The sequence below is a fragment of the Streptomyces sp. O3 genome (assembly GCF_054788135.1).
This window is the reverse complement of sequence record NZ_JBTVYK010000073.1, coordinates 1-22,049: the sequence shown is the minus strand read 5'-3', so window position 1 is coordinate 22,049 and position 22,049 is coordinate 1. Positions and strand designations below refer to the sequence as shown.

The 22,049-nt window shown below is 71.6% G+C and carries 23 protein-coding genes; 4 read left to right on the top strand and 19 right to left on the bottom strand.

Features of this window, described 5'->3' with window-relative positions; translation table 11 throughout:
- Window positions 1-18: 18 nt before the first annotated feature.
- The 4 genes from ACX6XY_RS27360 to ACX6XY_RS27345 all read right to left on the bottom strand — a co-directional run bounded on the left by ACX6XY_RS27360 (window position 19) and on the right by ACX6XY_RS27345 (window position 4,428).
- Window positions 19-1,143, bottom strand: a complete 1,125-nt coding sequence (locus tag ACX6XY_RS27360) for a GuaB3 family IMP dehydrogenase-related protein (RefSeq protein ID WP_460336331.1) — start codon at window positions 1,141-1,143, stop codon at window positions 19-21.
- A gap of 108 nt (window positions 1,144-1,251) precedes the next feature.
- Complete coding sequence (guaB, locus tag ACX6XY_RS27355) at window positions 1,252-2,763, bottom strand: IMP dehydrogenase (protein WP_460336328.1); 1,512 nt, start codon at window positions 2,761-2,763, stop codon at window positions 1,252-1,254.
- Window positions 2,764-2,963: 200 nt separating this feature from the next.
- On the bottom strand, window positions 2,964-3,539 hold the full coding sequence (locus ACX6XY_RS27350; protein WP_411056672.1) for a sigma-70 family RNA polymerase sigma factor: 576 nt from the start codon (window positions 3,537-3,539) through the stop codon (window positions 2,964-2,966).
- Window positions 3,540-3,816: 277 nt separating this feature from the next.
- A complete protein-coding gene (locus tag ACX6XY_RS27345) occupies window positions 3,817-4,428 on the bottom strand; it encodes a response regulator transcription factor (protein ID WP_003948568.1) in 612 nt (203 codons plus the stop codon).
- Window positions 4,429-4,822: 394 nt separating this feature from the next.
- Between ACX6XY_RS27345 and ACX6XY_RS27340 the strand changes: the two genes are divergently transcribed.
- Entirely contained in the window at window positions 4,823-5,212 is a 390-nt protein-coding gene (locus ACX6XY_RS27340) for a WhiB family transcriptional regulator (RefSeq protein ID WP_460336322.1), read from the top strand.
- A gap of 74 nt (window positions 5,213-5,286) precedes the next feature.
- Here the strand turns inward: ACX6XY_RS27340 and ACX6XY_RS27335 are convergent, their stop codons facing one another.
- Window positions 5,287-6,183, bottom strand: a complete 897-nt coding sequence (locus ACX6XY_RS27335; protein ID WP_460336319.1) for a LysR family transcriptional regulator — start codon at window positions 6,181-6,183, stop codon at window positions 5,287-5,289.
- A gap of 73 nt (window positions 6,184-6,256) precedes the next feature.
- On the opposite strand from ACX6XY_RS27335, the gene ACX6XY_RS27330 reads away from it, so the two are divergent.
- A complete protein-coding gene (locus tag ACX6XY_RS27330) occupies window positions 6,257-7,030 on the top strand; it encodes an SDR family NAD(P)-dependent oxidoreductase (protein WP_460336316.1) in 774 nt (257 codons plus the stop codon).
- A 145-nt stretch (window positions 7,031-7,175) separates the two neighbouring features.
- On the opposite strand, the gene groL is transcribed toward ACX6XY_RS27330, so the two are convergent.
- The 3 genes from groL to ACX6XY_RS27315 form a co-directional block, all read right to left on the bottom strand.
- Window positions 7,176-8,801, bottom strand: a complete 1,626-nt coding sequence (gene groL, locus ACX6XY_RS27325; protein WP_460336313.1) for a chaperonin GroEL — start codon at window positions 8,799-8,801, stop codon at window positions 7,176-7,178.
- A 122-nt stretch (window positions 8,802-8,923) separates the two neighbouring features.
- Entirely contained in the window at window positions 8,924-9,232 is a 309-nt protein-coding gene (gene groES, locus ACX6XY_RS27320) for a co-chaperone GroES (RefSeq protein ID WP_240110632.1), read from the bottom strand.
- A 236-nt stretch (window positions 9,233-9,468) separates the two neighbouring features.
- Window positions 9,469-10,443 (bottom strand): polysaccharide deacetylase family protein, encoded by a 975-nt coding sequence (locus tag ACX6XY_RS27315; protein ID WP_460336310.1) that lies wholly within the window; start codon window positions 10,441-10,443, stop codon window positions 9,469-9,471.
- A 90-nt stretch (window positions 10,444-10,533) separates the two neighbouring features.
- Here ACX6XY_RS27315 and ACX6XY_RS27310 point away from each other — a divergent pair, with 90 nt between their 5' ends.
- The gene (locus ACX6XY_RS27310) at window positions 10,534-11,781 is read left to right on the top strand and encodes a THUMP-like domain-containing protein (RefSeq protein WP_460336307.1); all 1,248 of its coding nucleotides are present in this window, start codon (window positions 10,534-10,536) and stop codon (window positions 11,779-11,781) included.
- Here the strand turns inward: ACX6XY_RS27310 and ACX6XY_RS27305 are convergent.
- The 7 genes from ACX6XY_RS27305 to tsaB form a co-directional block, all read right to left on the bottom strand.
- On the bottom strand, window positions 11,778-12,143 hold the full coding sequence (locus tag ACX6XY_RS27305; protein ID WP_460336306.1) for a hypothetical protein: 366 nt from the start codon (window positions 12,141-12,143) through the stop codon (window positions 11,778-11,780). The genes ACX6XY_RS27310 and ACX6XY_RS27305 overlap by 4 nt on opposite strands.
- A gap of 169 nt (window positions 12,144-12,312) precedes the next feature.
- A complete protein-coding gene (locus ACX6XY_RS27300) occupies window positions 12,313-14,169 on the bottom strand; it encodes a glycosyl hydrolase family 18 protein (protein WP_460336349.1) in 1,857 nt (618 codons plus the stop codon).
- Between the two features lie 191 nt (window positions 14,170-14,360).
- Complete coding sequence (locus ACX6XY_RS27295) at window positions 14,361-15,197, bottom strand: hypothetical protein (protein WP_460336303.1); 837 nt, start codon at window positions 15,195-15,197, stop codon at window positions 14,361-14,363.
- A 40-nt stretch (window positions 15,198-15,237) separates the two neighbouring features.
- A complete protein-coding gene (locus tag ACX6XY_RS27290) occupies window positions 15,238-15,525 on the bottom strand; it encodes a hypothetical protein (RefSeq protein ID WP_460336300.1) in 288 nt (95 codons plus the stop codon).
- Entirely contained in the window at window positions 15,522-16,625 is a 1,104-nt protein-coding gene (gene tsaD / locus ACX6XY_RS27285; RefSeq protein WP_460336297.1) for a tRNA (adenosine(37)-N6)-threonylcarbamoyltransferase complex transferase subunit TsaD, read from the bottom strand. The genes ACX6XY_RS27290 and tsaD overlap by 4 nt, the downstream gene beginning before the upstream one ends.
- Window positions 16,625-17,101, bottom strand: coding sequence for a ribosomal protein S18-alanine N-acetyltransferase (rimI, locus tag ACX6XY_RS27280; RefSeq protein WP_460336346.1), 477 nt, complete (start codon window positions 17,099-17,101; stop codon window positions 16,625-16,627). The genes tsaD and rimI overlap by 1 nt, the downstream gene beginning before the upstream one ends.
- A 20-nt stretch (window positions 17,102-17,121) precedes the next feature.
- Window positions 17,122-17,775 (bottom strand): tRNA (adenosine(37)-N6)-threonylcarbamoyltransferase complex dimerization subunit type 1 TsaB, encoded by a 654-nt coding sequence (gene tsaB, locus ACX6XY_RS27275; RefSeq protein ID WP_460336294.1) that lies wholly within the window; start codon window positions 17,773-17,775, stop codon window positions 17,122-17,124.
- An 89-nt stretch (window positions 17,776-17,864) separates the two neighbouring features.
- Here tsaB and ACX6XY_RS27270 point away from each other — a divergent pair, with 89 nt between their 5' ends.
- Entirely contained in the window at window positions 17,865-18,425 is a 561-nt protein-coding gene (locus ACX6XY_RS27270; RefSeq protein WP_460336291.1) for a hypothetical protein, read from the top strand.
- 90 nt (window positions 18,426-18,515) lie between these two features.
- Here ACX6XY_RS27270 and ACX6XY_RS27265 read toward each other — a convergent pair whose 3' ends face one another.
- The 4 genes from ACX6XY_RS27265 to alr all read right to left on the bottom strand — a co-directional run bounded on the left by ACX6XY_RS27265 (window position 18,516) and on the right by alr (window position 21,694).
- Window positions 18,516-18,722, bottom strand: coding sequence for a hypothetical protein (locus ACX6XY_RS27265; protein ID WP_460336289.1), 207 nt, complete (start codon window positions 18,720-18,722; stop codon window positions 18,516-18,518).
- A 123-nt stretch (window positions 18,723-18,845) separates the two neighbouring features.
- Complete coding sequence (tsaE, locus tag ACX6XY_RS27260; RefSeq protein WP_460336286.1) at window positions 18,846-19,391, bottom strand: tRNA (adenosine(37)-N6)-threonylcarbamoyltransferase complex ATPase subunit type 1 TsaE; 546 nt, start codon at window positions 19,389-19,391, stop codon at window positions 18,846-18,848.
- Window positions 19,360-20,541, bottom strand: a complete 1,182-nt coding sequence (locus tag ACX6XY_RS27255) for an alpha/beta fold hydrolase (protein WP_460336283.1) — start codon at window positions 20,539-20,541, stop codon at window positions 19,360-19,362. The genes tsaE and ACX6XY_RS27255 overlap by 32 nt, the downstream gene beginning before the upstream one ends.
- A gap of 10 nt (window positions 20,542-20,551) precedes the next feature.
- Window positions 20,552-21,694, bottom strand: a complete 1,143-nt coding sequence (gene alr, locus ACX6XY_RS27250; protein ID WP_460336280.1) for an alanine racemase — start codon at window positions 21,692-21,694, stop codon at window positions 20,552-20,554.
- Between the last annotated feature and the right edge of the window lie 355 nt (window positions 21,695-22,049).

Genomic DNA, 22,049 nt, shown 5'->3' with positions numbered 1-22,049 from the left:
CGTACCGGGGAGTCGGCGTCAGCGACGGTGTTCCGCGTCCGCGACCGTGACCTCCACCCGCTGGAACTCCTTGAGGTCGCTGTACCCGGTCGTCGCCATCGAGCGGCGCAGCGCCCCGAACAGGTTCATCGAGCCGTCCGGCTTGTGCGACGGGCCGGAGAGGATCTCCTCGGTGGTGCCGACCGTGCCCAGGTCGACCTTCTTGCCGCGCGGCACGTCCTCGTGCACGGCCTCCATGCCCCAGTGGTTGCCCCGGCCGGGCGCGTCGGTGGCGCGGGCCAGCGGGGAGCCCATCATCACGGCGTCCGCGCCGCAGGCGACCGCCTTCGGCAGGTCGCCGGACCAGCCCACGCCGCCGTCCGCGATGACGTGCACATACCGGCCGCCGGACTCGTCCAGATAGTCCCGGCGAGCCGCCGCCACGTCGGCGACCGCGGTCGCCATCGGCACCTGGATGCCGAGCACGTTACGGGTGGTGTGCGCCGCGCCGCCGCCGAAGCCGACCAGCACACCGGCCGCGCCGGTCCGCATCAGGTGCAGCGCGGCGGTGTAGGTGGCGCAGCCGCCGACGATCACCGGGACGTCCAGCTCGTAGATGAACTGCTTCAGGTTCAGCGGCTCGGCCGCGCCGGACACGTGCTCGGCCGACACGGTCGTGCCGCGGATCACGAAGATGTCCACCCCGGCGTCCACGACGGCCTTGGAGAACTGCGCGGTGCGCTGCGGCGACAGGGCGGCGGCGGTCACCACGCCCGAGTCCCGCACCTCCTTGATGCGCTGCCCGATCAGCTCCTCCTGGATCGGGGCCGCGTAGATCTCCTGGAGCCGCCGGGTCGCGGTCTCGGGCGCGAGCTCGGCGATCTCGTCGAGCAGCGGCCGCGGGTCCTCGTACCGGGTCCACAGGCCCTCGAGGTTCAGTACGCCGAGGCCGCCCAGCTCACCGATCCGGATGGCGGTCTGCGGCGAGACGACCGAGTCCATGGGGGCCGCCAGGAAGGGCAGCTCGAAGCGGTAGGCGTCGATCTGCCAGGCGATCGAGACCTCCTTCGGGTCCCGAGTGCGTCGGCTCGGGACGATGGCGATGTCGTCGAACGCGTACGCCCTGCGGCCGCGCTTGCCGCGCCCGATCTCGATCTCAGTCACGTTGGGTGGCCTTTCCAGTCTCCGGTGTGCGCGTACCAGTATCCCCGACACACGCGCAGGGGCCCGCGGGCGGCGTCGCGCCCGCGGGCTCTCGCGTCGTACGGCCGGTCAGCGGCGTGAGTAGTTGGGCGCCTCGACGGTCATCGCGATGTCGTGCGGGTGGCTCTCCTTGAGTCCGGCCGACGAGATCCGTACGAACCGGCCCTTGGCCTTGAGCTCCGGGATGTCCGCCGAGCCGACGTACCCCATGGAGGCCCGCAGACCGCCCACCAGCTGGTGCGCGACCGAGGCGAGCGGGCCCCGGTAGGGCACCTGACCCTCGATGCCCTCGGGCACCAGCTTGTCCTCGGACAGCACGTTGTCCTGGAAGTAACGGTCCTTCGAGTACGAGCGCGCCTGCCCGCGGGACTGCATCGCGCCCAGCGAGCCCATGCCGCGGTACGACTTGAACTGCTTGCCGTTGACGAAGACCATCTCACCCGGCGACTCCTCGCAGCCCGCGAGTAGCGAGCCGAGCATCACCGAGTCGGCCCCGGCGGCGATCGCCTTGGCGATGTCGCCGCTGTACTGCAGGCCGCCGTCGCCGATCAGCGGCACCCCGGCGGGGCCGCAGGCCTTGGCCGCCTCGTAGATCGCGGTCACCTGGGGCACGCCGATACCGGCCACGACGCGCGTGGTGCAGATGGAGCCGGGCCCGACGCCCACCTTGACGCCGTCCACACCGGCGTCGATCAGCGCCTGCGCGCCGTCCCGCGTGGCGACGTTGCCGCCCACGATGTCGACGTCGATGTGCGTCTTGAGCTTGGCGATCATGTCGAGGATGCCGCGGCTGTGGCCGTGCGCGCTGTCCACGACCAGGAAGTCGACCCCGGCCTCGACGAGCGCCTGCGCCCGGTCGTACGCCTCGTCGCCGACGCCCACGGCGGCGCCGACGACCAGGCGGCCCTCGGCGTCCTTGGCGGCGTTCGGGTACTGCTCGGCCTTGACGAAGTCCTTGACCGTGATGAGGCCCTTGAGGACGCCCGCGTCGTCGACCAGCGGCAGCTTCTCGATCTTGTGGCGGCGCAGCAGCTCCATGGCGTCCTCGCCGGAGATGCCGACCTTGCCGGTGACCAGCGGCATCGGCGTCATGACCTCGCGGACCTGGCGCGAGCGGTCCAGCTCGAAGGCCATGTCGCGGTTGGTGACGATGCCGAGCAGCTTGCCCGCGGGGTCGGTGACCGGGACGCCGCTGATCCGGAACCGGCCGCACAGCGCGTCGGCCTCGTGCAGCGTGGCGTCCGGCGCGACCGTGATCGGGTCGGTGACCATGCCGGACTCGGAGCGCTTCACCAGGTCGATCTGGTTGGCCTGGTCCTCGATGGAGAGGTTGCGGTGCAGCACGCCCGCGCCGCCCTGGCGGGCCATGGCGATGGCCATCCGGGCCTCGGTGACCTTGTCCATCGCGGCGGACAGCAGGGGGAGGTTCACGGTGACGTTCCGCGAGACCCGAGACGAGGTGTCGACCTTGTTCGGGAGCACCTCGGACGCGCCCGGCAGCAACAGGACGTCGTCGTAGGTCAGCCCGAGCATCGCGAATTTCTCCGGTGCTCCGGCTCCGTCGTCGACGAGATCAGTCATGACACCTTCCCCAATGCTCTTGCCAGCCGCGGACCACCATGCTAACGGGCCTCAGCGGTACTTGATTCCACGATCGCATCACTCCTGATCACGATCTCTGTACGTTTCTACGAAGGCCGCACGAGGACCGTGCGGAGGCGGCACGGAAGGCGGCACGGAAGACAGCACGAAGGCCGTACGAAGTCCGTGAACCGGGCCCGTCACTGCTCGGCGAGGGCGCGCAGCCTGCTCAGCGCGCGGTGCTGGGCGACCCGGACCGCGCCGGGGGACATCCCCAGCATCTGCCCGGTCTCCTCCGCGGTCAGCCCGACGGCGATCCGCAGCAGCAGCAGCTCGCGCTGGGTCTGGGGCAGGTTGGCGAGGAGTTTCTTGGCCCACTCGGCGTCGCTGCTGAGCAGCGCCCGCTCCTCGGGCCCGAGCGAGTCGTCGGGCCGCTCGGGCATCTCGTCCGACGGCACCGCGGTCGAGCCGGGGTGGCGCATGGCGGCCCGCTGGAGGTCGGCGACCTTGTGTCCGGCGATGGCGAACACGAAGGCCTCGAAGGGGCGGCCGGTGTCCTTGTAGCGCGGCAGCGCGAGCAGGACGGCGACGCAGACCTCCTGGGCCAGGTCCTCCACGAAGTGCCGCGCGTCACCCGGAAGGCGGGACAGCCGGGTGCGGCAGTAACGCAGCGCCAACGGGTGCACATGGGCCAGCAGATCGTGGGTGGCCTGCTGGTCGCCTTCGACGGCGCGATGGACGAGGGCACCGATCGCCGTCGTCTCGTCATCACGCATCGGTCCATAGTGCCTTGGCTCCGACCGATCCGTGACACCGCGCCCGTTGTTGTGCACTGAAGCGTTATGAGCAGGTGCGCCGGAACTCATCTCCTGCGCCCTCCCCTCCCGCTCGATCGACTCGTCCCCGAGGAACTCCACACTCCAAGGATGCGGCATCGCGCGGGAAACGGCCTAAGCCGCCACCGCGGCGGGCCTTTCCCGGCGTCCGCCGACCCGCCCGCGGCGGTGCGGGCGGAGTCGCGGCGGCACGCGGAATCCCCGCGGCGGCGCGCTGTCAGCGGACCAGGCCCCAGCGGAATCCGAGCGCGACGGCATGCGCGCGGTCCGACGCGCCGAGCTTCTTGAACAGCCGCCTGGCGTGGGTCTTGACGGTGTCCTCGGAGAGGAACAGCTCGCGGCCGATCTCGGCGTTCGACCGGCCGTGGCTCATGCCTTCGAGTACCTGGATCTCGCGCGCGGTGAGCGTCGGGGCCGCGCCCATCTCGGCCGAGCGCAGCCTGCGCGGGGCGAGCCGCCAGGTCGGGTCGGCGAGCGCCTGGGTGACGGTCGCGCGCAGCTCGGCGCGCGAGGCGTCCTTGTGCAGATAGCCGCGGGCGCCGGCGGCGACCGCGAGCGCGACGCCGTCCAGGTCCTCGGCGACCGTGAGCATGATGATCCGCGCGCCGGGGTCGGCGGACAGCAGCCGCCGGACCGTCTCCACGCCCCCGAGTCCCGGCATGCGCACGTCCATCAGGATCAGGTCCGAGCGGTCGGCGCCCCAGCGGCGGAGTACCTCCTCGCCGTTGGCCGCCGTCGTGACACGCTCGACGCCGGGAACGGTCGCGACCGCGCGGCGGAGCGCCTCGCGGGCAAGCGGGGAGTCGTCGCAGACGAGTACGGATGTCATGACTGTCCTCCGCGGCTCTCACAGCTGCTGCGCGTCACCTTGAGCCTCCAGGCTGGTTACGAGTCGTCACCTGCGCGGTCGACACCCTCGGACATCTGCCCGAGAGCTTCAGTTCTCAACCGCCTCGCACTCTCAACGACGGTCACTCGAAAGAGTTACGGGTTCGCCACCCCTCTTCAGCACTCCACGTAAGGGCTCGGACACGGCGACGGCACCGCAGGTCACCAGAGGTTCGCCTGCCAGGATGCCCCATTTAGCGGATTTTCTTCCCTTTCGTAGGTGTCTCTGAGTAGATTCACCATGGATCATATTTTCATCTACTAAGACGGTAGATGTACGGTCGGCACTTCAGCAGTCACTGAACCCGCTCACCACGGTTGCAAGGGGACACGCAATGGCAGATTTCTCCCGCCTTCCCGGACCGAACGCAGATCTGTGGGACTGGCAGCTCCTGGCCGCCTGCCGCGGGGTCGACAGCTCGCTGTTCTTCCACCCGGAAGGCGAGCGGGGCGCGGCGCGCAGCGCGCGCGAGACCTCGGCCAAAGAGGTCTGTATGAGATGCCCGGTACGCGCGGAGTGCGCCGCGCACGCGCTGGCGGTGCGCGAACCGTACGGGGTCTGGGGCGGACTCACCGAAGACGAACGCGAGGAACTCATGGGGCGCGCCAGACACCGCCTGGTCACGGCGTCCGCGACCACGGGGGCGAGCACGGCCACGGGGGCGTCCGCGACCGCGGGGGCGAGCGCGACCGCGGGGGCGAGCGCGACCGCGACCGGGCACTGACCTCGCCCGCGTACCGACCACGCGGAGGAACGTTTCTCTGAAGGGGCGGCTCCCGCGCGCGCCCCGCACCGGGCTCAGCGCGCCGCGGCGCCCGCCAGCTGGTCGAGGGTCGCCACCACAGCGGGCACCTGGGCCAGGTCGGGCAGCGTGAGCGCGACGATCTCGCGCCGCACCGCCGGTTCCACGGTCACCGCGCGGGCCCCCTTGGGGCGTACCGACTCCAGGGCGAGCTCCGGCAGCACCGCGACGCCGAGCCCGGCGCCGACCAGGCCGATCACCGCCGGGTAGTCGTCGGTCGCGAAGTCGATGCGCGGGACGAAGCCCGCGCCTTCGCAGACCTCGACCAGCTGCTTGCGGCAACGCGGGCAGCCCGCGATCCACGGCTCGTCGGCGAGGTCCCCGATGGCGAGCGCCGCCGCGCCCGCCAGCCGGTGCCCCTCGGGGACGAGCCCGACCAGGCGGTCGGCGAGCAGCGGCCGCACCACCAGGTCGCTCCAGTCGTCGGCGGCGCTGGCGCCCTGGTACCGAAAGGCGAGCGCGACATCGCAGTCGCCCTCGCGCAGCATCTCCACCGAGCGCGGCGGCTCGGCCTCCACCAGGGACACCCGCGTCCCCGGATGCGCGGCGCGCAGCGCGGCCAGCGCGGTGGGGACCAGGGTCGAGCTGCCGCTGGGGAAGGAGACCAGCCGTACCCGTCCCGCGCGCAGCCCCGCGATGGCGGCGACCTCCTCCTCGGCCGCGGTCAGCCCGGCGAGGATGCCGGCGGCGTGCCGCACCAGGGCCTCACCGGCCTGCGTGAGGCGCATCTCGCGGCCCGTACGGATCAGCAGCGGCGTCCCCGCCGACTGTTCGAGGGCCTTCATCTGCTGGCTCACGGCGGGCTGGGTGCAGCCCAGTTCGCGAGCGGCGGCGGAGAAGGATCCGGTGGCGGCGACGGCACGCAGCACACGGAGATGACGGGCCTCGATCATCTTTCGAGCATAAGCGACGCTTGGAGAGCGCAGCGCATACAGCCGCGCGGCTTTGCCCCACTAACCTGGGGCCATGACTACGGCTCTGATTACCGGATCGACCGCAGGGATCGGCGCCGCGTTCGCGCGGCGGCTCGCCGCAGACGGGCACAACCTGGTGCTGGTCGCCCGCGACACCGAACGGCTCCAGGAGCAGGCGACCGAGCTGCACGACCGGCACGGCATCGAGGCCGAGGTGCTGACCGCCGACCTGTCGACCGATGACGGGATCGCGGCGGTGGAGACCCGGCTCGGCGACCGCAGGAACGCGGTCGACCTGCTCGTCAACAACGCGGGCTTCGGCAACAAGGGCCGCTATCTCGAGGTCTCCATGGCCGACGAGCTGACGATGCTGAAGGTGCACTGCGAGGCGGTGCTCCGGCTGACCTCGGCGGCCGCGGACGCGATGCGGGAGCGCGGGCGCGGCGGCGTCGTCAACGTGGCGTCGGTGGCGGCCTTCGTGCCGCGCGGGACGTATGGCGCGTCCAAGGCGTGGGTCGTGCAGTTCACGCAGGGGGCGGCGAAGGATCTGGCGGGTTCGGGGGTGCGGCTGATGGCACTGTGCCCCGGATTCGTGCGGACGGAGTTCCACGAGCGGGCCGGGATGGGCACGGACGACATTCCGAGCTGGATGTGGCTGGACGCCGACAAGCTGGTGGCCGCGGCGCTGACCGACCTGGCGCGCGGCAAGTCGGTGTCGATCCCGGACCCGCGCTACAAGGCCATGATGGGCGTGGTGAAGGTGACGCCGCGCGCCCTGCTAGGCGGGCTCAGTTCCCGTACGGGCCGCAAGTACGGCCCGAAGTAGCGCGGCACGAAGCCCCGGCGCCTCCCGCAGCGCGAAGGTCCGGCACCCCGCGACGGGATGCCGGACCTTCGTCAGCTCAGCTCGATCAAGCTCAGCTCAATCCAGCTCAGCTCGACTCAGCTCGACTCAGCTCACGCGAGCTCGCTCAGTGGGCGTGGCCGTGACCGCCCGCGGCGGCGGCCTCGTCCTCCTCGGCGGGCTTCTCGACGACCAGGGTCTCGGTCGTGAGCAGCAGCGAGGCGATCGACGCGGCGTTCTCCAGGGCGGAGCGGGTGACCTTGACCGGGTCGATGACGCCGGCCTTGACCAGGTCGCCGTACTCGTCGGTCGCGGCGTTGTAGCCGTTGCCCTTGTCGAGCTCGGCGACCTTGGAGGTGATGACGTAGCCCTCAAGGCCGGCGTTCTCGGCGATCCAGCGCAGCGGCTCGACGGCGGCGCGGCGGACGACGGCGACGCCGGTGGCCTCGTCGCCCTCCTTGCCGAGGTTGCCCTCGAGCACCTTGACGGCGTGCACCAGGGCGGAGCCGCCACCGGAGACGATGCCCTCCTCGACCGCGGCGCGGGTCGCGGAGATGGCGTCCTCCAGGCGGTGCTTCTTCTCCTTCAGCTCCACCTCGGTGGCGGCGCCGACGCGGATCACGCACACGCCGCCGGCCAGCTTCGCGAGGCGCTCCTGGAGCTTCTCGCGGTCCCAGTCGGAGTCCGTGGTCTCGATCTCGGCCTTGATCTGGGCGACGCGGGCCTGGACGTCGTCGGCGTTGCCGCCGCCGTCCACGATCGTGGTGTCGTCCTTGGTGATGGTGACGCGGCGGGCGGTGCCCAGCACGTCGAGACCGGCCTGGTCCAGCTTGAGGCCGACCTCTTCGGCGATGACGGTGGCGCCGGTGAGGGTGGCCATGTCGCCGAGCATCGCCTTGCGGCGGTCGCCGAAGCCGGGGGCCTTGACGGCCACGGCGTTGAACGTGCCGCGGATCTTGTTGACGACGAGGGTGGAGAGCGCCTCGCCCTCGACGTCCTCGGCGATGATCAGCAGCGGCTTGGAGCCGCCGTTCTGGATGACCTTCTCCAGGAGCGGCAGCAGGTCCTGGATCGAGGAGATCTTGCCCTGGTGGATCAGGATGTACGGGTCGTCGAGTACGGCCTCCATACGCTCCTGGTCGGTGACCATGTACGGCGACAGGTAGCCCTTGTCGAAGGCCATGCCCTCGGTGAAGTCGAGCTCCACGCCGAAGGTGTTGGACTCCTCGACGGTGATCACACCGTCCTTGCCGACCTTGTCCATGGCCTCGGCGATGAGCTCGCCGATCTGCTTGTCCTGGGCGGACAGCGCGGCGACCGCGGCGATGTCGGCCTTGGAGTCGATCGGGCGGGCGGTGGCCAGCAGCTCGTCGGACACGGCCTTGACGGCGGCGTCGATGCCCTTCTTCAGGGCGGCCGGGGAGGCGCCGGCGGCGACGTTGCGCAGGCCCTCGCGGACCAGGGCCTGGGCGAGCACGGTGGCGGTGGTGGTGCCGTCGCCCGCGATGTCGTTGGTCTTGGTCGCCACCTCCTTCACCAGCTGGGCGCCGAGGTTCTCGTGCGGGTCCTCGACCTCGACCTCACGGGCGATGGTGACGCCGTCGTTGGTGATGGTGGGGGCGCCGAACTTCTTGTCGATGACGACGTTGCGGCCCTTGGGGCCGATCGTCACCTTGACCGTGTCGGCCAGCTTGTTGACGCCGCGCTCAAGGGCGCGACGGGCGTCCTCGTCGAACTTCAGGATCTTCGCCATGGAGCTGTCTCAAGTCCTCTCAAAAGAGCCGCGCCCCCGTCCACCCGGCGATTCTTGGATTCACGGGGGCCAGGGGCGCGGTACAAAACTGTCGGGAGCCAGCGGCTCCCTGGGGAGGTGACTTACTTCTCGATGATCGCGAGGACGTCGCGAGCCGAGAGGACGAGGTACTCCTCGCCGCTGTACTTCACCTCGGTGCCGCCGTACTTGCTGTAGAGCACGACGTCGCCGACCTTGACGTCGAGCGGCAGGCGCTCGCCGTTCTCGAAACGGCCGGGGCCCACGGCCAGGACTGCGCCCTCCTGGGGCTTCTCCTTGGCGGTGTCCGGAATAACCAGGCCAGAGGCCGTGGTCTGCTCGGCGTCGAGCGGCTGGACCACAATGCGGTCCTCAAGCGGCTTGATGGCAACCTTGGAGCTGGTGGTCGTCACGGTCCGGTCTCCCCCTTCGGAGATCTCACGGGGTTAACTGTTCTGGGGTGGCGACCAGGTGGATCCGTCGTCGCGGGTGCCGGACCTGCCCGTCGCTGTTGGCACTCTCCAGTGGTGAGTGCCAGAGCTGAGACTATGACCGTGATTAGCACTCGGTCAAGCGGAGTGCCAATGACTCCACTCGACCGAGTCGCGGAGGCTCGCCCGGCGGCTCCCTCGGCGGCTCCCCCGGCGGCTCAGAGATAGTCCTCCAGCCTGGCCACCGCGTACCCCTTGTCGGTCACCGTCTTCATCATCCGGCGGATCATGTCGGGCATGCTGCCCTTCCAGTCCTCCTCGCCCCGGAAGTGGGTGAGGATGATGTCGCCGGGGTGCAGGTCACGGTCCCACTCGCGCCACTCCATCCGGTCCGCGAAGGCCTCGGCGTTCCACAGCGGCACGGCCTTGATCCCGCAGGCCTTGGCGGCCCGCAGGGTGTCGCCGTTGTAGTTGCCGTACGGCGGGCGGAACAGCTCGGGCCGCTTTCCGTAGCGCTTCTCGATGACGTCCTGCATGCCGCAGATCTCGCGCTTCTGCCGCGCGTAGGAGAGTCCGGGCAGATAGGGGTGATTGAGGGTGTGGTTGTTGAGCCCCACCCCGCGCTCCTGCATCTTCTTGAAGTACCCGTAGTCCTCCTTCACCAGGTAGTCGCTGAGGAACGCGGTGTACGGGATCTTCAGCTCGCTCATCATCCTGAGCAGCTCGGGATCCTTCTCTGCGCCGTCGTCGATCGTCAGGAAGACGACCTTGTCCTTGGTCGGGATCGTGGTGAACACGGGCGGCAGCTTCTCGCTCTCGTGCCCGGAGACCTCGAACCCTCTGCGGGTGGTGAGCTTCGCCTTCTCCGACGGCGGCTTCGGCGGCGTCAGCGGCATCTTGTCCAGCTTCCAGCGCTTGACGGCGGCTGCCCGCGCGGCCCGCTGCCCGGCGGCCCGCTTCTTGGCCCGCTCGGCCCACTTCCGCGCCACCTCGACCCGCTCGACCCGCTCCGCCCGCTCGGCTCGCTCCGCCCGCTGCTGGCCGGGGGCGGGCTCGACCGGGGTCTTCGCCGACTCCCCGCTGGCGCAGCCCGACGCGACGGCGGCCGCGGTGAGGACGACGAGCCCCACCCGGACTCGCCCGCCCCACCCCCCGCCCCTATTTCCCTTTTGTCCTACAAACACAGTGCGCATGGCGTCGGATCCTGTCAGCGCACCGGACCTCCGGCGCACAGGCCTCGCCGACCGGCGCGCACGATCCACCGACTGGCCGACAATGGCCGGGTGAACGACCGCGACCCCGCCTCCGCACCCGACCCCGAACTCGCCGCCTTCGCCGCGCTGCGCACCGACGAGGGCCAGGCCCTGCTCGCCGAGCTACGCGACCACGACCCGGCCCAGGAGCTGGCGCTCGCCACCCGGCTGCGCCGCGACCACCCGGCCGGACTGGTCTCCGCGGCGCTCGGGCAGGCGCGGCTGCGGCAGCGGGCGGCCGCGAAGTTCGGCCCTGACGACGCCCGCCGCATGTACTTCACGCCGAACGGCGTCGAACAGGCGACCAGGACCGCGGTCGCGGCCTACCGCGCGGAGCGCCTCCACGCGCTGGGCGTACGGAGCGTGGCGGACCTGTGCTGCGGCATCGGCGGCGACGCGATCGCGCTGGCCCGCGCCGGGATCTCCGTACTGGCCGTCGACCGGGACCCGCTGACCTGCGAGGCGGCCCGCGCCAACGCGGCGGCGCTCGGCCTGGACGCGCTGATCGAGGTGCGCCGGGCAGACGTCGCCGAGGTGGACACGGCCGGATACGACGCCGTGTTCGTCGACCCGGCGCGCCGCGGCGGGCGCGGCCGCGTCTTCGACCCCGAGGCGTACTCGCCGCCCCTGTCCTGGGCCGTGGAGGCCGCCCGCCGGGCCCCGCACGCCGCGCTGAAGATCGCCCCCGGCATCCCGCACGAGGCGGTGCCCGACGACGCCGAGGCGGAGTGGATCTCGTACGGCGGCGAGGTGAAGGAAGCGGTGCTCTGGTTCGGCGCCGAAGCCGGCACCGGGACCGGCGCCGACCCGCACCCCGCGTCCCTGCGCGCCACCCTCCTGCCGGGCCGCGCGACGCTGCACACCCCCCGCGCCACGATGCTCCCCGACCCGGCCCCCCGCCCCGTCGGACGCTACCTCTACGAACCCGACGGCGCCGTCATCCGCGCGCATCTGGTCGCCGAGGTCGCCCGGCAGGTCGACGGCGGCCTGCTCGACCCGACGATCGCGTACGTCACGAGCGACGCACTCCGCCCGACCCCGTACGCCACCGCCTACGAGATCACCGACCAGCTGCCGTTCAACGTGAAGAAGCTCAAGGCCCTGCTGCGCCAGCGCGAAGTGGGCGTCCTCACCGTCAAAAAGCGCGGCTCGGCAGTCGAACCGGAGGAACTCCGCCGCAAGATGAAACTCCAGGGCAAGCGATCGGCGACGGTCTTCCTGACCAGGGTCGCCGGCGCCCCCACCATGCTCGTCGGCGCGCCAGCAGCCACCGACTAGTCCCGGTCGGTCAGTTCTTCCGCGAACACCTGGGACAGCGGCTGCGGCCCCACGTACTGCTGGCAGTTGCACCGGCCCGCCTCGAAGCGGACCGGCTTCTTGTTCTCGTCCCAGGCCGTCGGCACCTCGACCCGCTCGTGGCACAGGCCCTGCTTGTCGTGCTTGGCCAGGTGATGCGTGCACCCGCACACCGGCTCCGGCGGCTTGTGCGCCGCCTCGACGGCGAGACGCTCCTGCTTCGTCGCCTCCATCAGTTCGAGCTTGCGCTCATGCCGGTTGCGCAGTGCCGTACGCACGTTGTCCGCGGCCCATGCGAAGCCGCCTGTCCAGAAGATGATGAGCAACACCCAGAACCAGCCCACCAGCCGCCCCTTCCCCTCTGTGCGGCCCGCCCGCTCATCCCAGCATAAGGGGCACTTCCGTACGATCTCCGCCCTGAGGTTCGACCCGGTCCACCGAGACGGCGCGAGCCGGGAAGGCGGCGCCCCGCCTCCCCGGCTCACTCACATGCCGTACCGCTGTCGTGCCGCGCTACTTCAGACCGTCGCCGATCGCGGTCACCAGCTCGCCGTTCGCGGTGTCGCCGCTGAACTCCCAGAAGAACGCGCCACCAAGACCCTGCTGGTTGGCCCAGTCCATCTTCCCGGCGATCGTCGACGGCGTGTCGTAGCTCCACCAGTCGCTGCCGCAGTGGGCGTAGGCCGTGCCCGCGACGGTGCCGTTGGCCGGGCACTCGGTCTTGAGGACCTTGTAGTCCTCGATGCCCGTCTCGTACGTGCCCGCGGCGGGCCCGGTGGCCGAACCGCCCGGCTCCGACTGGGTGACGCCGGTCCAGCCGCGCCCGTAGAAGCCGATGCCGAGCAGCATCTTCTCGGCCGGAACGCCCTTGGCCTTGAGCTTGGCGATCGCGGCGGCGGAGTTGAAGCCGTCCTTCGGGATGCCGGGGTACGAGGTCAGCGGCGAGTGCGGGGCCGTCGGGCCCTGCTTCGCCCAGGCGCCGAAGAAGTCGTACGTCATGACGTTGTACCAGTCGGCGTACGGCGCGGCGCCCGCGTAGTCCGCGGCGTCGATCTTGCCGCCGTCCGAGGCGTCCGCGGTGATCGCGGCCGTGACCAGGTAGTCAGGACCGAACTCGGCCCGCATCGCCTTCATCATGTCCTTGAAGACAGCCGGGCCGCTCTCGTCACACGACAGCCCGCAGGCGTTCGGGTACTCCCAGTCCAGGTCGATGCCGTCGAAGACGTCGGCCCAGCGCGGGTCCTCGATCAGGTCGTGGCAGGACTTGGCGAACGCGGCCGGGTTCTTCATGGCGTCACCGAAGCCGCCGGACCAGGTCCAGCCGCCGAACGACCACAGCACCTTGATGTGCGGGTACTTCTCCTTGAGCTGGCGGAGCTGGTTGAAGTTGCCCCGCAGCGGCTGGTCCCAGGTGTCGGCCTCGCCGCTGACCGACTGGCCCGCGGTGTACGCCTTGTCGATGGCGGCGTACGAGTCGCCCATGGTGCACTTGCCGCCCTGGACGTTGCCGAAGCTGTAGTTGATGTGCGTGATCTTCTCGGCCGAGCCGGAGGTCACCAGGTTCTTGACGTGGTAGTTGCGCCCGTAGACGCCCCACTCGGTGAAGTAGCCGAGGTTCACCTTGTCGCCGGGGCCGGGGCCGGGACCGGGGTCCCCGCCGGTCGTCCGCACCGAGACCGAGCCGCTGACCGGCCCCGTCTGACCGGCCGTGTCACGGGCCTGCACCGCATACGAGTAGTCGGTCCCGGCGCTCAGCCCGGTGTCCGTGTACGAGGTGCCGGTGACCGTGGCGACCACGGCGCCGTCCCGCAGCACGTCGTAGTTCTTGACGCCCTCGTCGTCGGTGGCCGCGGACCAGGCGAGTTTCACGGAGGTGTCGGTGACGTCGGACGCGGCCGGAGTGCCGGGCGCCGACGGCGGGTTGTCGCCCGGCTCGCTCGGACCGCCGTCGCAGGAGCCGCCGTTGAGCTTGCAGCCCGACGGCGCGCCGTCTCCGCTGCCGTTGAAGCCGAAGGAGACCGAGGCGCCGGGCGCGAGCGTGCCGTTCCAGCCCTTGTTCTTCGCGGTCCAGTGGTCACCGGAGTTGGTGACGTCGGCGTCCCAGGCGGAGGTCACCTTGGTGCCGGAGGGGAAGTCCCACTCGACGGTCCAGGAGTCGAGCGTCGTGGTCCCGGTGTTCTTGATCGTCCACTTGCCCTCGAAGCCCGTGCCCCAGTCCTGGGTCTTGGCGTACGTGGCGGTCGCCTCCTCGGCGGCCTGCGCGGGCGAGGCCAGCCCGACGAGGGCGGCCAGCGGGAGCGCGAAGGCGGCGACGGCGGCGGTCGCCCGGTGCCGGAATCTTCTACTGCGTTCAGGTGTCGCGGTGCTGATGCTCAAGGCGTGCTCCTCGAGTGGGGGCGGAGTCGGAGGTGGAGCCCTGCGCCGTCCGTGAGCACGTTTGTTGAATACGCACTCACCACAGTGTGCGGCGAGAATAGAAAGGTCCAGACCACTGGTCAATAGGTCTGGACCAAAACGTCACAGAGGCACCAGAGTTCAGCGCCGCCGCGCAGCCCCGCTCGTCACCGCGCGAGGAGATACGACGCCGCGCCCGCGATCAGGGGACTGACGACCACGAGGTTGGTCTGCAGGTCGCTGAAAAGCGTGCGGTCGACGCCGAGGGCGGACTCCAGACTCCGGCGATCCTCTAGGGCGGCGGGAAGCTCCCGAGCGGGCAGCGCGGCCAGCGGGCGGCAGGCGTCGACGAGTTCGCGGGCGCGGGCGCGCAGGCGGGCGGCGGGCGTCAGGTAGACGACGGCGACGGCGACGGAGCTGGTGGCGCCGAAGGCGAGCGTGATCTCCACGGCGCTGCGGTCGGCCATCCGCTGGCCGGTGGCCTCCGCGATCACCAGCAGGGCGACGATGCCGCCCATCACGCCGAGCAGGGACTGCAGCAGACGGCGCAGGGCGAGGAGCCGCGACAGCTGGGCGCCCGGCGGCGCGGCGGCGTCGTTCGGGGCGGCGGCGAGCAGCCCGATCCCGATCATGGCCAGGCCGCCGGGGGTGACACCGGCCGCGGCCACCAGGACCAGGGTCAGGGCACGCCAGGTACCCGCGAAGCCCGCGGCCCACAGCAGAACGAGCGCGCCGCCGCCCAGCACCCACGCCACGACGACCGGGCGGGCCGCGGCACGCACCGGTACCGGGCCGACGGCGGCGAGACCCGACCAGCGGCGCAGCCCGTGCGCGAAGGCCGCGCCGCTCGCGGCGGACAGGCCGCTGGCGGCCAGGGCCCAGACGGCCCAGGCGTCCTCGCCCCGGTGCTGCGAGGTCAGCGCCACACCCAGGCCGAGCGCGCCGCCCAGCGGAACGGTGAGCAGCGGGAGACGCCGGAACTGCGGATGCTGCGGAGCGGCCACGATTCCACGATACGCGCGGCGGGCCGTCCCGCCCGGCCGCCTACGCGCCCCGCTCCCCGCCGTCCGGCGGCGTCGCGACCTCGTGCGACGCGAACCGCCACCGGTGCACCGGACGGGTGATCAGCTCGGCCGCGGGCTCCGGGAGTTCGGGGAGGTCCGCGTCGTACGCCGCGTCCCACCAGGTGATGACGAGGACCCGGTCGCCCGGCGCCGTGAGGGTCTCACGCCGCAGCGGGACGCCGTCCAGCCGCCGCTGGCCGACCCACGCCAGCAGCTCCGCGCCCCGCCCCTCGACGGCCCGCGCCTCCCACATCACGGCGACCGTCACGAGTACAGATTCCCCTGACTGGCCTCATGCACATGCCCATGCCCATGCCCATGTGACTCACCGGGCACATGCGGATCGGTGACCGGCAGCGACGAGTCCGCCGACAGATCCCAGTCCGACGGCGCCCGGTTCCGCGCCACCATCTCCGCGCCCAGCGCCGCCACCATCGCCCCGTTGTCCGTGCACAGCCCAGGACGCGGCACCCGCAGCCTGATCCCGGCCCGCTCGCAGCGCTCCTGGGCCAGCGCCCGCAGCCGGGAGTTCGCGGCGACCCCGCCGCCGATCATCAGATGGTCCACGCCCTCGTCCTTGCAGGCCCGTACGGCCTTACGGGTCAGCACGTCGACCACCGCCTCCTGAAACGACGCCGACACATCCCGCACCGGCACGTCCTCGCCCGCGTTCCGCTTCGCCTCGATCCAGCGGGCCACGGCCGTCTTCAGACCGGAGAACGAGAAGTCGTACGCGGGATCGCGCGGCCCGGTGAGGCCGCGCGGGAAGGCGATCGCGTCCGGGTCGCCCTCCTTCGCGTACCGGTCGATGACCGGGCCGCCGGGGAAGCCCAGATGCAGCACGCGGGCGATCTTGTCGAAGGCCTCGCCCGCCGCGTCGTCGATGGTCGCGCCCATCGGCCGCACATCGGAGGTGATGTCCGACGACAGCAGCAACGACGAATGCCCGCCCGACACCAGCAGCGCCATCGTCGGCTCCGGCAGCGCGCCGTGCTCCAGCTGGTCCACGCAGATGTGCGAGGCCAGGTGGTTCACCCCGTACAGCGGCTTGCCCAGCGCGTACGCGTACGCCTTCGCCGCCGACACGCCGACCAGCAGCGCCCCGGCGAGCCCCGGACCCGCCGTCACGGCGACGCCGTCCAGATCACGCGCGGACACGCCCGCCTGCTTCAGCGCGCGCTCGACGGTCGGCGCCATGGCCTCCAGATGCGCGCGCGAAGCCACCTCGGGCACCACGCCGCCGAAGCGCGCGTGCTCGTCGACGCTGGAGGCGACCGCGTCGGCGAGCAGGGTCGTACCGCGGACGACGCCGACGCCGGTCTCGTCGCAGGAGGTCTCGATCCCGAGCACCAGCGGTTCGTCAGCCATCAGCTGTCATTCCTTTCCACCACACGAAAACCTTCGGCCCCGAGAACCAGGCGCATCACCAGCGCGTCCACATTGCCCGGCTGGTAGTAGCCGCGCCGGAACCCGATCGGCTCGAAGCCGAAGCGCTCGTACAGCTTCTGCGCACGGGTGTTGTCGACCCGCACCTCCAGCAGCACCTCGCCGCACTCGAAGGCGGTGGCGTGCTTCAGCAGATCCGTCAGGAGCCCCGCTCCCAGTCCGGTGCCCCAGTGGTCGCGGGCGACGGCGATGGTCTGTACGTCGCCGAGCCCGCCCGCGGCGGCGAGACCGGCGTACCCCACCAGCCGCTCGCCGTCGACGGCGACGACATAGCGGCGACTCGCGCCCGGCCCGCGCGCGTGGGCCAGCTCGGACCAGAACATTCCCTTGGACCACGCGTCATCGGGAAACAACTCCCGCTCAAGCCGCAGCACATCGGCGATGTCCCACCAGCGCATCTCGCGCAGTACGGGTGAGCTCACTTGGGCGTGACCACCTTGTAGTTCTTGGGAACCTGCGCGTCCGGCCGCCGCAGATACAGCGGCCGCGGCGGCGCCAGCTCCTCGCCCGCGGCCAGCCGCTCGGCGGCCAGCGCGGCGAGCGCACCGGCGGCCGCGTGCTCGGGGCTCCGGGCGTCCGGAAAGAACTCGGGGTACAGCCGCGCCCCCGCGCCGACCACCGGCAGCCCCGCCAGCTGGGCGGCGATGTCGGCGGGCCGGTCCACGGCGGGCTCGGTGGTCCTGACCCCGGCCGAGTCGTACCGCGCCCAGTAGACCTCCTTGCGTCTCGCGTCGGTGGCCACCGCGAAGGGGGCGTCAAGCCCGGAGGCGTACGCCAGCCCGTCCAGGGTGCACAGCCCGTGCACCGGGACGTTCAGCGCGGAGCCGAAAGCGACGGCCGTCATCAGACCGACCCGCAGTCCGGTGTACGGACCGGGCCCGGTGCCGACCACCAGCGCGGTGACCGCGTCCAGCTTGAGTCCCGCGTCGGCGAGCACCCGGTCGACGGCCGGAAGCAGCAGCTCCCCGTGCCGACGGGCGTCCACCTGGCTCGACGCGGCGACGACGGATGAGCCGTCGTGCAGTGCGACGGTGACGGCGGGGGTGGCGGTATCCAGAGCGAGCAAGAGCACGCGAACAGCCTACGGCTTGGCGAACCCCGGACGGCCCGCGCTCGGCTGCTACCGTCACTGCTGACGTACGTATGAGAGGTGGACGCACGGTGGCACGCAGCAGCTCGGGATTCGTGGCCGGGCTCACCGCCGCGGCAATCGCGGCGGTCGGTTTCCTCGCCTACCAGGCATCGGCGAACGTCCCCGACACGCTGGGCCAGCCGACCGTGAAGGAATCCGCCGGCGCCTCGCAGTCACCCGAGGCCCCCGAGGAGAAGAAGCCGGCCCCGAAGGCGCTGCCCGCCGAATCGGGCGAGGGCGAGCGCGTGGTGTACGCGCTGGGCGCTGACCGGGTCTGGCTGGTGGGCGCGGACGACACGGTGCGGCGCACGTACCGGGTCATGCCGAGCACGGTCGACCCGCTACCCGGCGACTACCTGGTCACCTCGCGCTCCGGCGCGATCACCGGGTCCGACGGGGTGTCGATCGAGCACGTGGTGCGCTTCGCGAGCGTCGAAGGGGTGACGGTCGGCTTCAGCGCGGCGGTGGACGGCTCCACGCCGAAGCCGGACCCGACGCAGCGCACGGGCGGCGTCCGGCAGTCGCGCGCGGACGGCAGGGCGATGTGGGAGTTCGCCACGATCAACCGCCCGGTCATCGTGGTCCCGTAAAACGCACCAGAACCCAACCGGACAGAACCCGGCATCACCAACAGAGAAACGCACCACTGAGCGAGGGCCGCCTGACCCGCCGGACAGCCCCTAAGCGGCGTCCCAGCGCGCTCGGCCCCCGTCCTCCCGCTGATCCGCCCCCAGACGCACCGACGCGGCGGCGGCCTTGGGACCGGACTCCTCATTCCGCCGTGGCGGCCGCGGGGGCGTGGACACCGCGCTCGCCGCCGCGCACGAGGCCAGCAGGTCCTTCATCGACAGCGCGGGTGCCCGCGTCTCATGTTCCGGCGTCGGCATGGGTGCCTCCTGGAGCTCCGAGGGGCGAGCCTGGTTAGGTAAACCTAACCAGGTCTCGCTACCATGGGAACACGCCCGAGGCCAACCACGCAACACCTTGCCGACACCCTGTCGGAAACCGCCTCACGCGCCCAGCACGCCCAGGTCCACACCGGCCCACCGCTCGCCGACCCCCGCAAGGGTGACCCGCCGTACGTCGTCATCGGGCACGTCATCACCCGTGGCCCGGTCGATCACCACATGCAGCCGGTCGTCGGACAGCTCCTCGACCTTCCCCTCGCCCCACTCGACGACCACCACCGAGTCCGGCAGCGAGACATCGAGATCCAGGTCCTCCATCTCGTCCAAGCCGCCCCCGAGCCGATACGCGTCCACATGCACCAGCGGCGGCCCCGAGCCCAGCGCCGGGTGCACCCGCGCGATCACGAACGTCGGCGAGGTGACGGCGCCCCGTACGTCCAGGCCCGCGCCGAGCCCACGGGTCAGCGTCGTCTTGCCCGCGCCGAGCGCGCCGGTGAGCATCACCAGGTCGCCGGGGCGCAGCAGCTTGGCCAAGCGGCGCCCCAGCTCCGCCATCTGCTCGGGAGAGTGAACGGTCAGCCCTGCCGAGTTGACGACAGAACCGAAGGGGGCGGTGTCAAGGGGTGCCGGGCTGTGCGGTGCTTCCATAGTCCGCCACGGTAGCGGCTTCCGACAGCACGCCCGCACGCACCAACAGATCCCTCATCCAGCCCAAAACGGTCTCCGGGTGCTCCAGCATCACCAGATGGCCCGCGTCCGGCACGATCACCAGCTCCGCGTTCGCCAGCGCGTCCGCGATGACCTCGCTGTGCCCGCTGGGCGTCACCAGGTCGCCTTCCCCGGCCAGCACCAGCGCCGGAACCGCCCCGAAGCACCGCAGCGCGTCCGCCCTCTCATGCTCCGCGAACCCCGGATAGAACTCGGCGACGACATCGATCGGCGTGGCCTCGATCAGCCGCTCCGCGAACCGCGCCACCGCGGGATCCACGTCCTTGGACGCGAACGAGTACCGCTTGACGACGCCCGCGAACAGATCGGCGGTGGCGCGCCGCCCCCGCTCCACCAGCTCCGCCCGAGACCCCAGCGCCCGCAGCACTCCGGGCAGCACACGCCGTACGGCCTTGACGCCCACGGCGGGCAGGCCGTAGCTCACCTCGCCCAGCCCGCCCGCCGACGTACCGACGAACCCGACCCCGACGACGCGCTCGCGCACCAGCTCGGGGAACTGGTCGGCCAGCGCCATCATCGTCATGCCGCCCATCGAGTGCCCGACCAGCACCAGCGGCCCGTCGGGCGCGGCCGCGTCGATCACCGCCTTGAGGTCGCGCCCCAGCTGGTCGAAGTCGACCGGCGCGCCGTCCCGCTGCGCCCGGCCGCGCTCGGACCGCCCGTGACTGCGCTGGTCCCAGAAGACGCCCCGCACCACACCCCGCAGGCCGGCGCGCTGGAAGTGCCAGGAGTCCTGGCTGAGGCAGTACCCGTGGCTGAACACCACCGTCACCGGCGCCGGGGCCTTGCGCCCGAACAGCCGCCGACGCCTGGGCGCGCTACCGCCCGCCTCCTCGACCTCGTAGTACAGCTCCGTGCCGTCGTCGGCCCGCGCCCGCCCCGGAGTGCCGCGGAGCGTGCCGTACGGGCCCGTGGAGTCCAGCGCGAGCCGGGCCTTCTTGCGCATCCCGCGCCCGACGGTCAGCCGCTCGACGGCCACACCGGCCGCCGCGCCCGCGGCGACCACGCCTATCGCGACACCAGCGACCCCGGCCCTGCGCCAGTTGTCATCCGTACCGGTATCGCCCACGTACCCGCTCCTAGTCCGTGTAGACGCGCGGAACCCTCGATCCGATGCGCGTCACTATCTCGTACGCGATGGTGTCCGCGGCCCGCGCCCAGTCCTCGGCGGTAGGCGCTCCCCGCCCCCCATCCCCGAACAGCACAACCTGTTCACCCACCGGCGGCTCATCACCCCCCAGATCGACCACGAACTGATCCATGGCGATCCGCCCGGCAGCGGTCCGCCACTTGCCGCCGACCAGCACGGGACCGCGCCCGGACGCGTGCCGCGGCAGTCCGTCCCCGTACCCGGCGGGCACCAGGCCCAAGGTGGTGTCCCCCGATGTGACGAAGTGATGCCCATAGCTGACGCCGTGCCCCGCCGGGACATGCTTGACCAGGGCCAGCGAAGCCACCAGCGTCATCACCGGCCGCAGCCCGAAGTCCTCCGGCGTGCCCACCTCCGGACTCGGCGACACGCCGTACATCGCGATGCCCGGACGCACCAGGTCGTAGTGCGTGTCCGGCAGGGTGAGCGTCGCGGGCGAGTTGGCGATATGCCGCACCTCGGGGCGCAGCCCCGCGGCTTCGGCGTACGCGAGCGCCCGCTCAAAACAGACAGCCTGCCGGTCGATGGAGGGATGCCCTGGTTCGTCCGCGCACGCGAAGTGCGACCAGATCCCGCTGACCCGGACCGTGCCGTCGGCCTCCGCCTTCAGCGCGGCCTCCACCAGCTCGGGCCAGTCGGCCGGCTGGCAGCCGTTGCGGCCGAGGCCGGTGTCGACCTTGAGCTGTACGCGGGCGGTGCGGCCCGCCGCGCGGGCGGCGTCGGTGACCTCGCGCAGCGCCCACATCCCGCTGACCGCCACATCGACGTCGGCCTCGATCGCCTCACGCCAGGGCCCGCCCGGCGTCCACAGCCAGCACAGCACGCGGGCCTGGTCCGGTCCGATACCGCCTGCGCGCAGGGCGAGCGCCTCCTCGGGTGTCGCCGTACCCAGCCAGCTCGCACCGCCCTGTAGCGCGGCCCGCGCACACGGCAGCATGCCGTGGCCGTACGCGTCCGCCTTCACCACGGCCATGAACTCGGCGCGGGGTGCGCGGGCGCGCAGAGTTCGTACGTTGGCCCGCAGGGCGGCCAGATCGATCTCGGCGCGGACGCGCAAGGGTGTCTCGTTCATCCCGCCCAGTCTCTCAGAGCCACGACCTGGGCTCTGGTGCCACGGTCACCCACCGAGGGCGCCGCCCTCACCCCTGGCTTCACGGGTTGCCCCGTGTCCCCCTCAGGGGGGAGGGTGTCGCCCTGCGGGCCAAGCGAGAACGGTCACCGGGGTCGGTGGGGTTGTGCCCACCCGTTCCGCCCTGCGGAACGTATGCCCACAACGGCAAGACGGGACGTACGCCCACCCGCCCGCGGGCGGAGCCGACGCGCCCCACCCGCCCGCGGGCGCTCACGGAGGTGAGGGGGTGGGGTGGGGGGTGCGAGCGGAGCGGGGACTGTGAACTGGGCAGCACGCGGTTCGCAGCTTCCGGGTT

Excerpts from the sequence above, each read along its gene's own strand:
- ACX6XY_RS27350 (WP_411056672.1), bottom strand. The coding sequence starts at position 3,539 with ATGCGTGATGACGAGACGACGGCGATCGGTGCCCTCGTCCATCGCGCC.
- groL (WP_460336313.1), bottom strand. The coding sequence starts at position 8,801 with ATGGCGAAGATCCTGAAGTTCGACGAGGACGCCCGTCGCGCCCTTGAG.
- alr (WP_460336280.1), bottom strand. The coding sequence starts at position 21,694 with ATGAACGAGACACCCTTGCGCGTCCGCGCCGAGATCGATCTGGCCGCC.
- ACX6XY_RS27315 (WP_460336310.1), bottom strand. The coding sequence starts at position 10,443 with ATGCGCACTGTGTTTGTAGGACAAAAGGGAAATAGGGGCGGGGGGTGG.
- tsaE (WP_460336286.1), bottom strand. The coding sequence starts at position 19,391 with ATGGAAGCACCGCACAGCCCGGCACCCCTTGACACCGCCCCCTTCGGT.
- ACX6XY_RS27335 (WP_460336319.1), bottom strand. The coding sequence starts at position 6,183 with ATGATCGAGGCCCGTCATCTCCGTGTGCTGCGTGCCGTCGCCGCCACC.
- rimI (WP_460336346.1), bottom strand. The coding sequence starts at position 17,101 with ATGCGCTGGTGGGACATCGCCGATGTGCTGCGGCTTGAGCGGGAGTTG.
- ACX6XY_RS27265 (WP_460336289.1), bottom strand. The coding sequence starts at position 18,722 with ATGCCGACGCCGGAACATGAGACGCGGGCACCCGCGCTGTCGATGAAG.
- ACX6XY_RS27340 (WP_460336322.1), top strand. The coding sequence starts at position 4,823 with ATGGCAGATTTCTCCCGCCTTCCCGGACCGAACGCAGATCTGTGGGAC.
- guaB (WP_460336328.1), bottom strand. The coding sequence starts at position 2,763 with ATGACTGATCTCGTCGACGACGGAGCCGGAGCACCGGAGAAATTCGCG.
- ACX6XY_RS27330 (WP_460336316.1), top strand. The coding sequence starts at position 6,257 with ATGACTACGGCTCTGATTACCGGATCGACCGCAGGGATCGGCGCCGCG.
- tsaD (WP_460336297.1), bottom strand. The coding sequence starts at position 16,625 with ATGGCTGACGAACCGCTGGTGCTCGGGATCGAGACCTCCTGCGACGAG.
- ACX6XY_RS27345 (WP_003948568.1), bottom strand. The coding sequence starts at position 4,428 with ATGACATCCGTACTCGTCTGCGACGACTCCCCGCTTGCCCGCGAGGCG.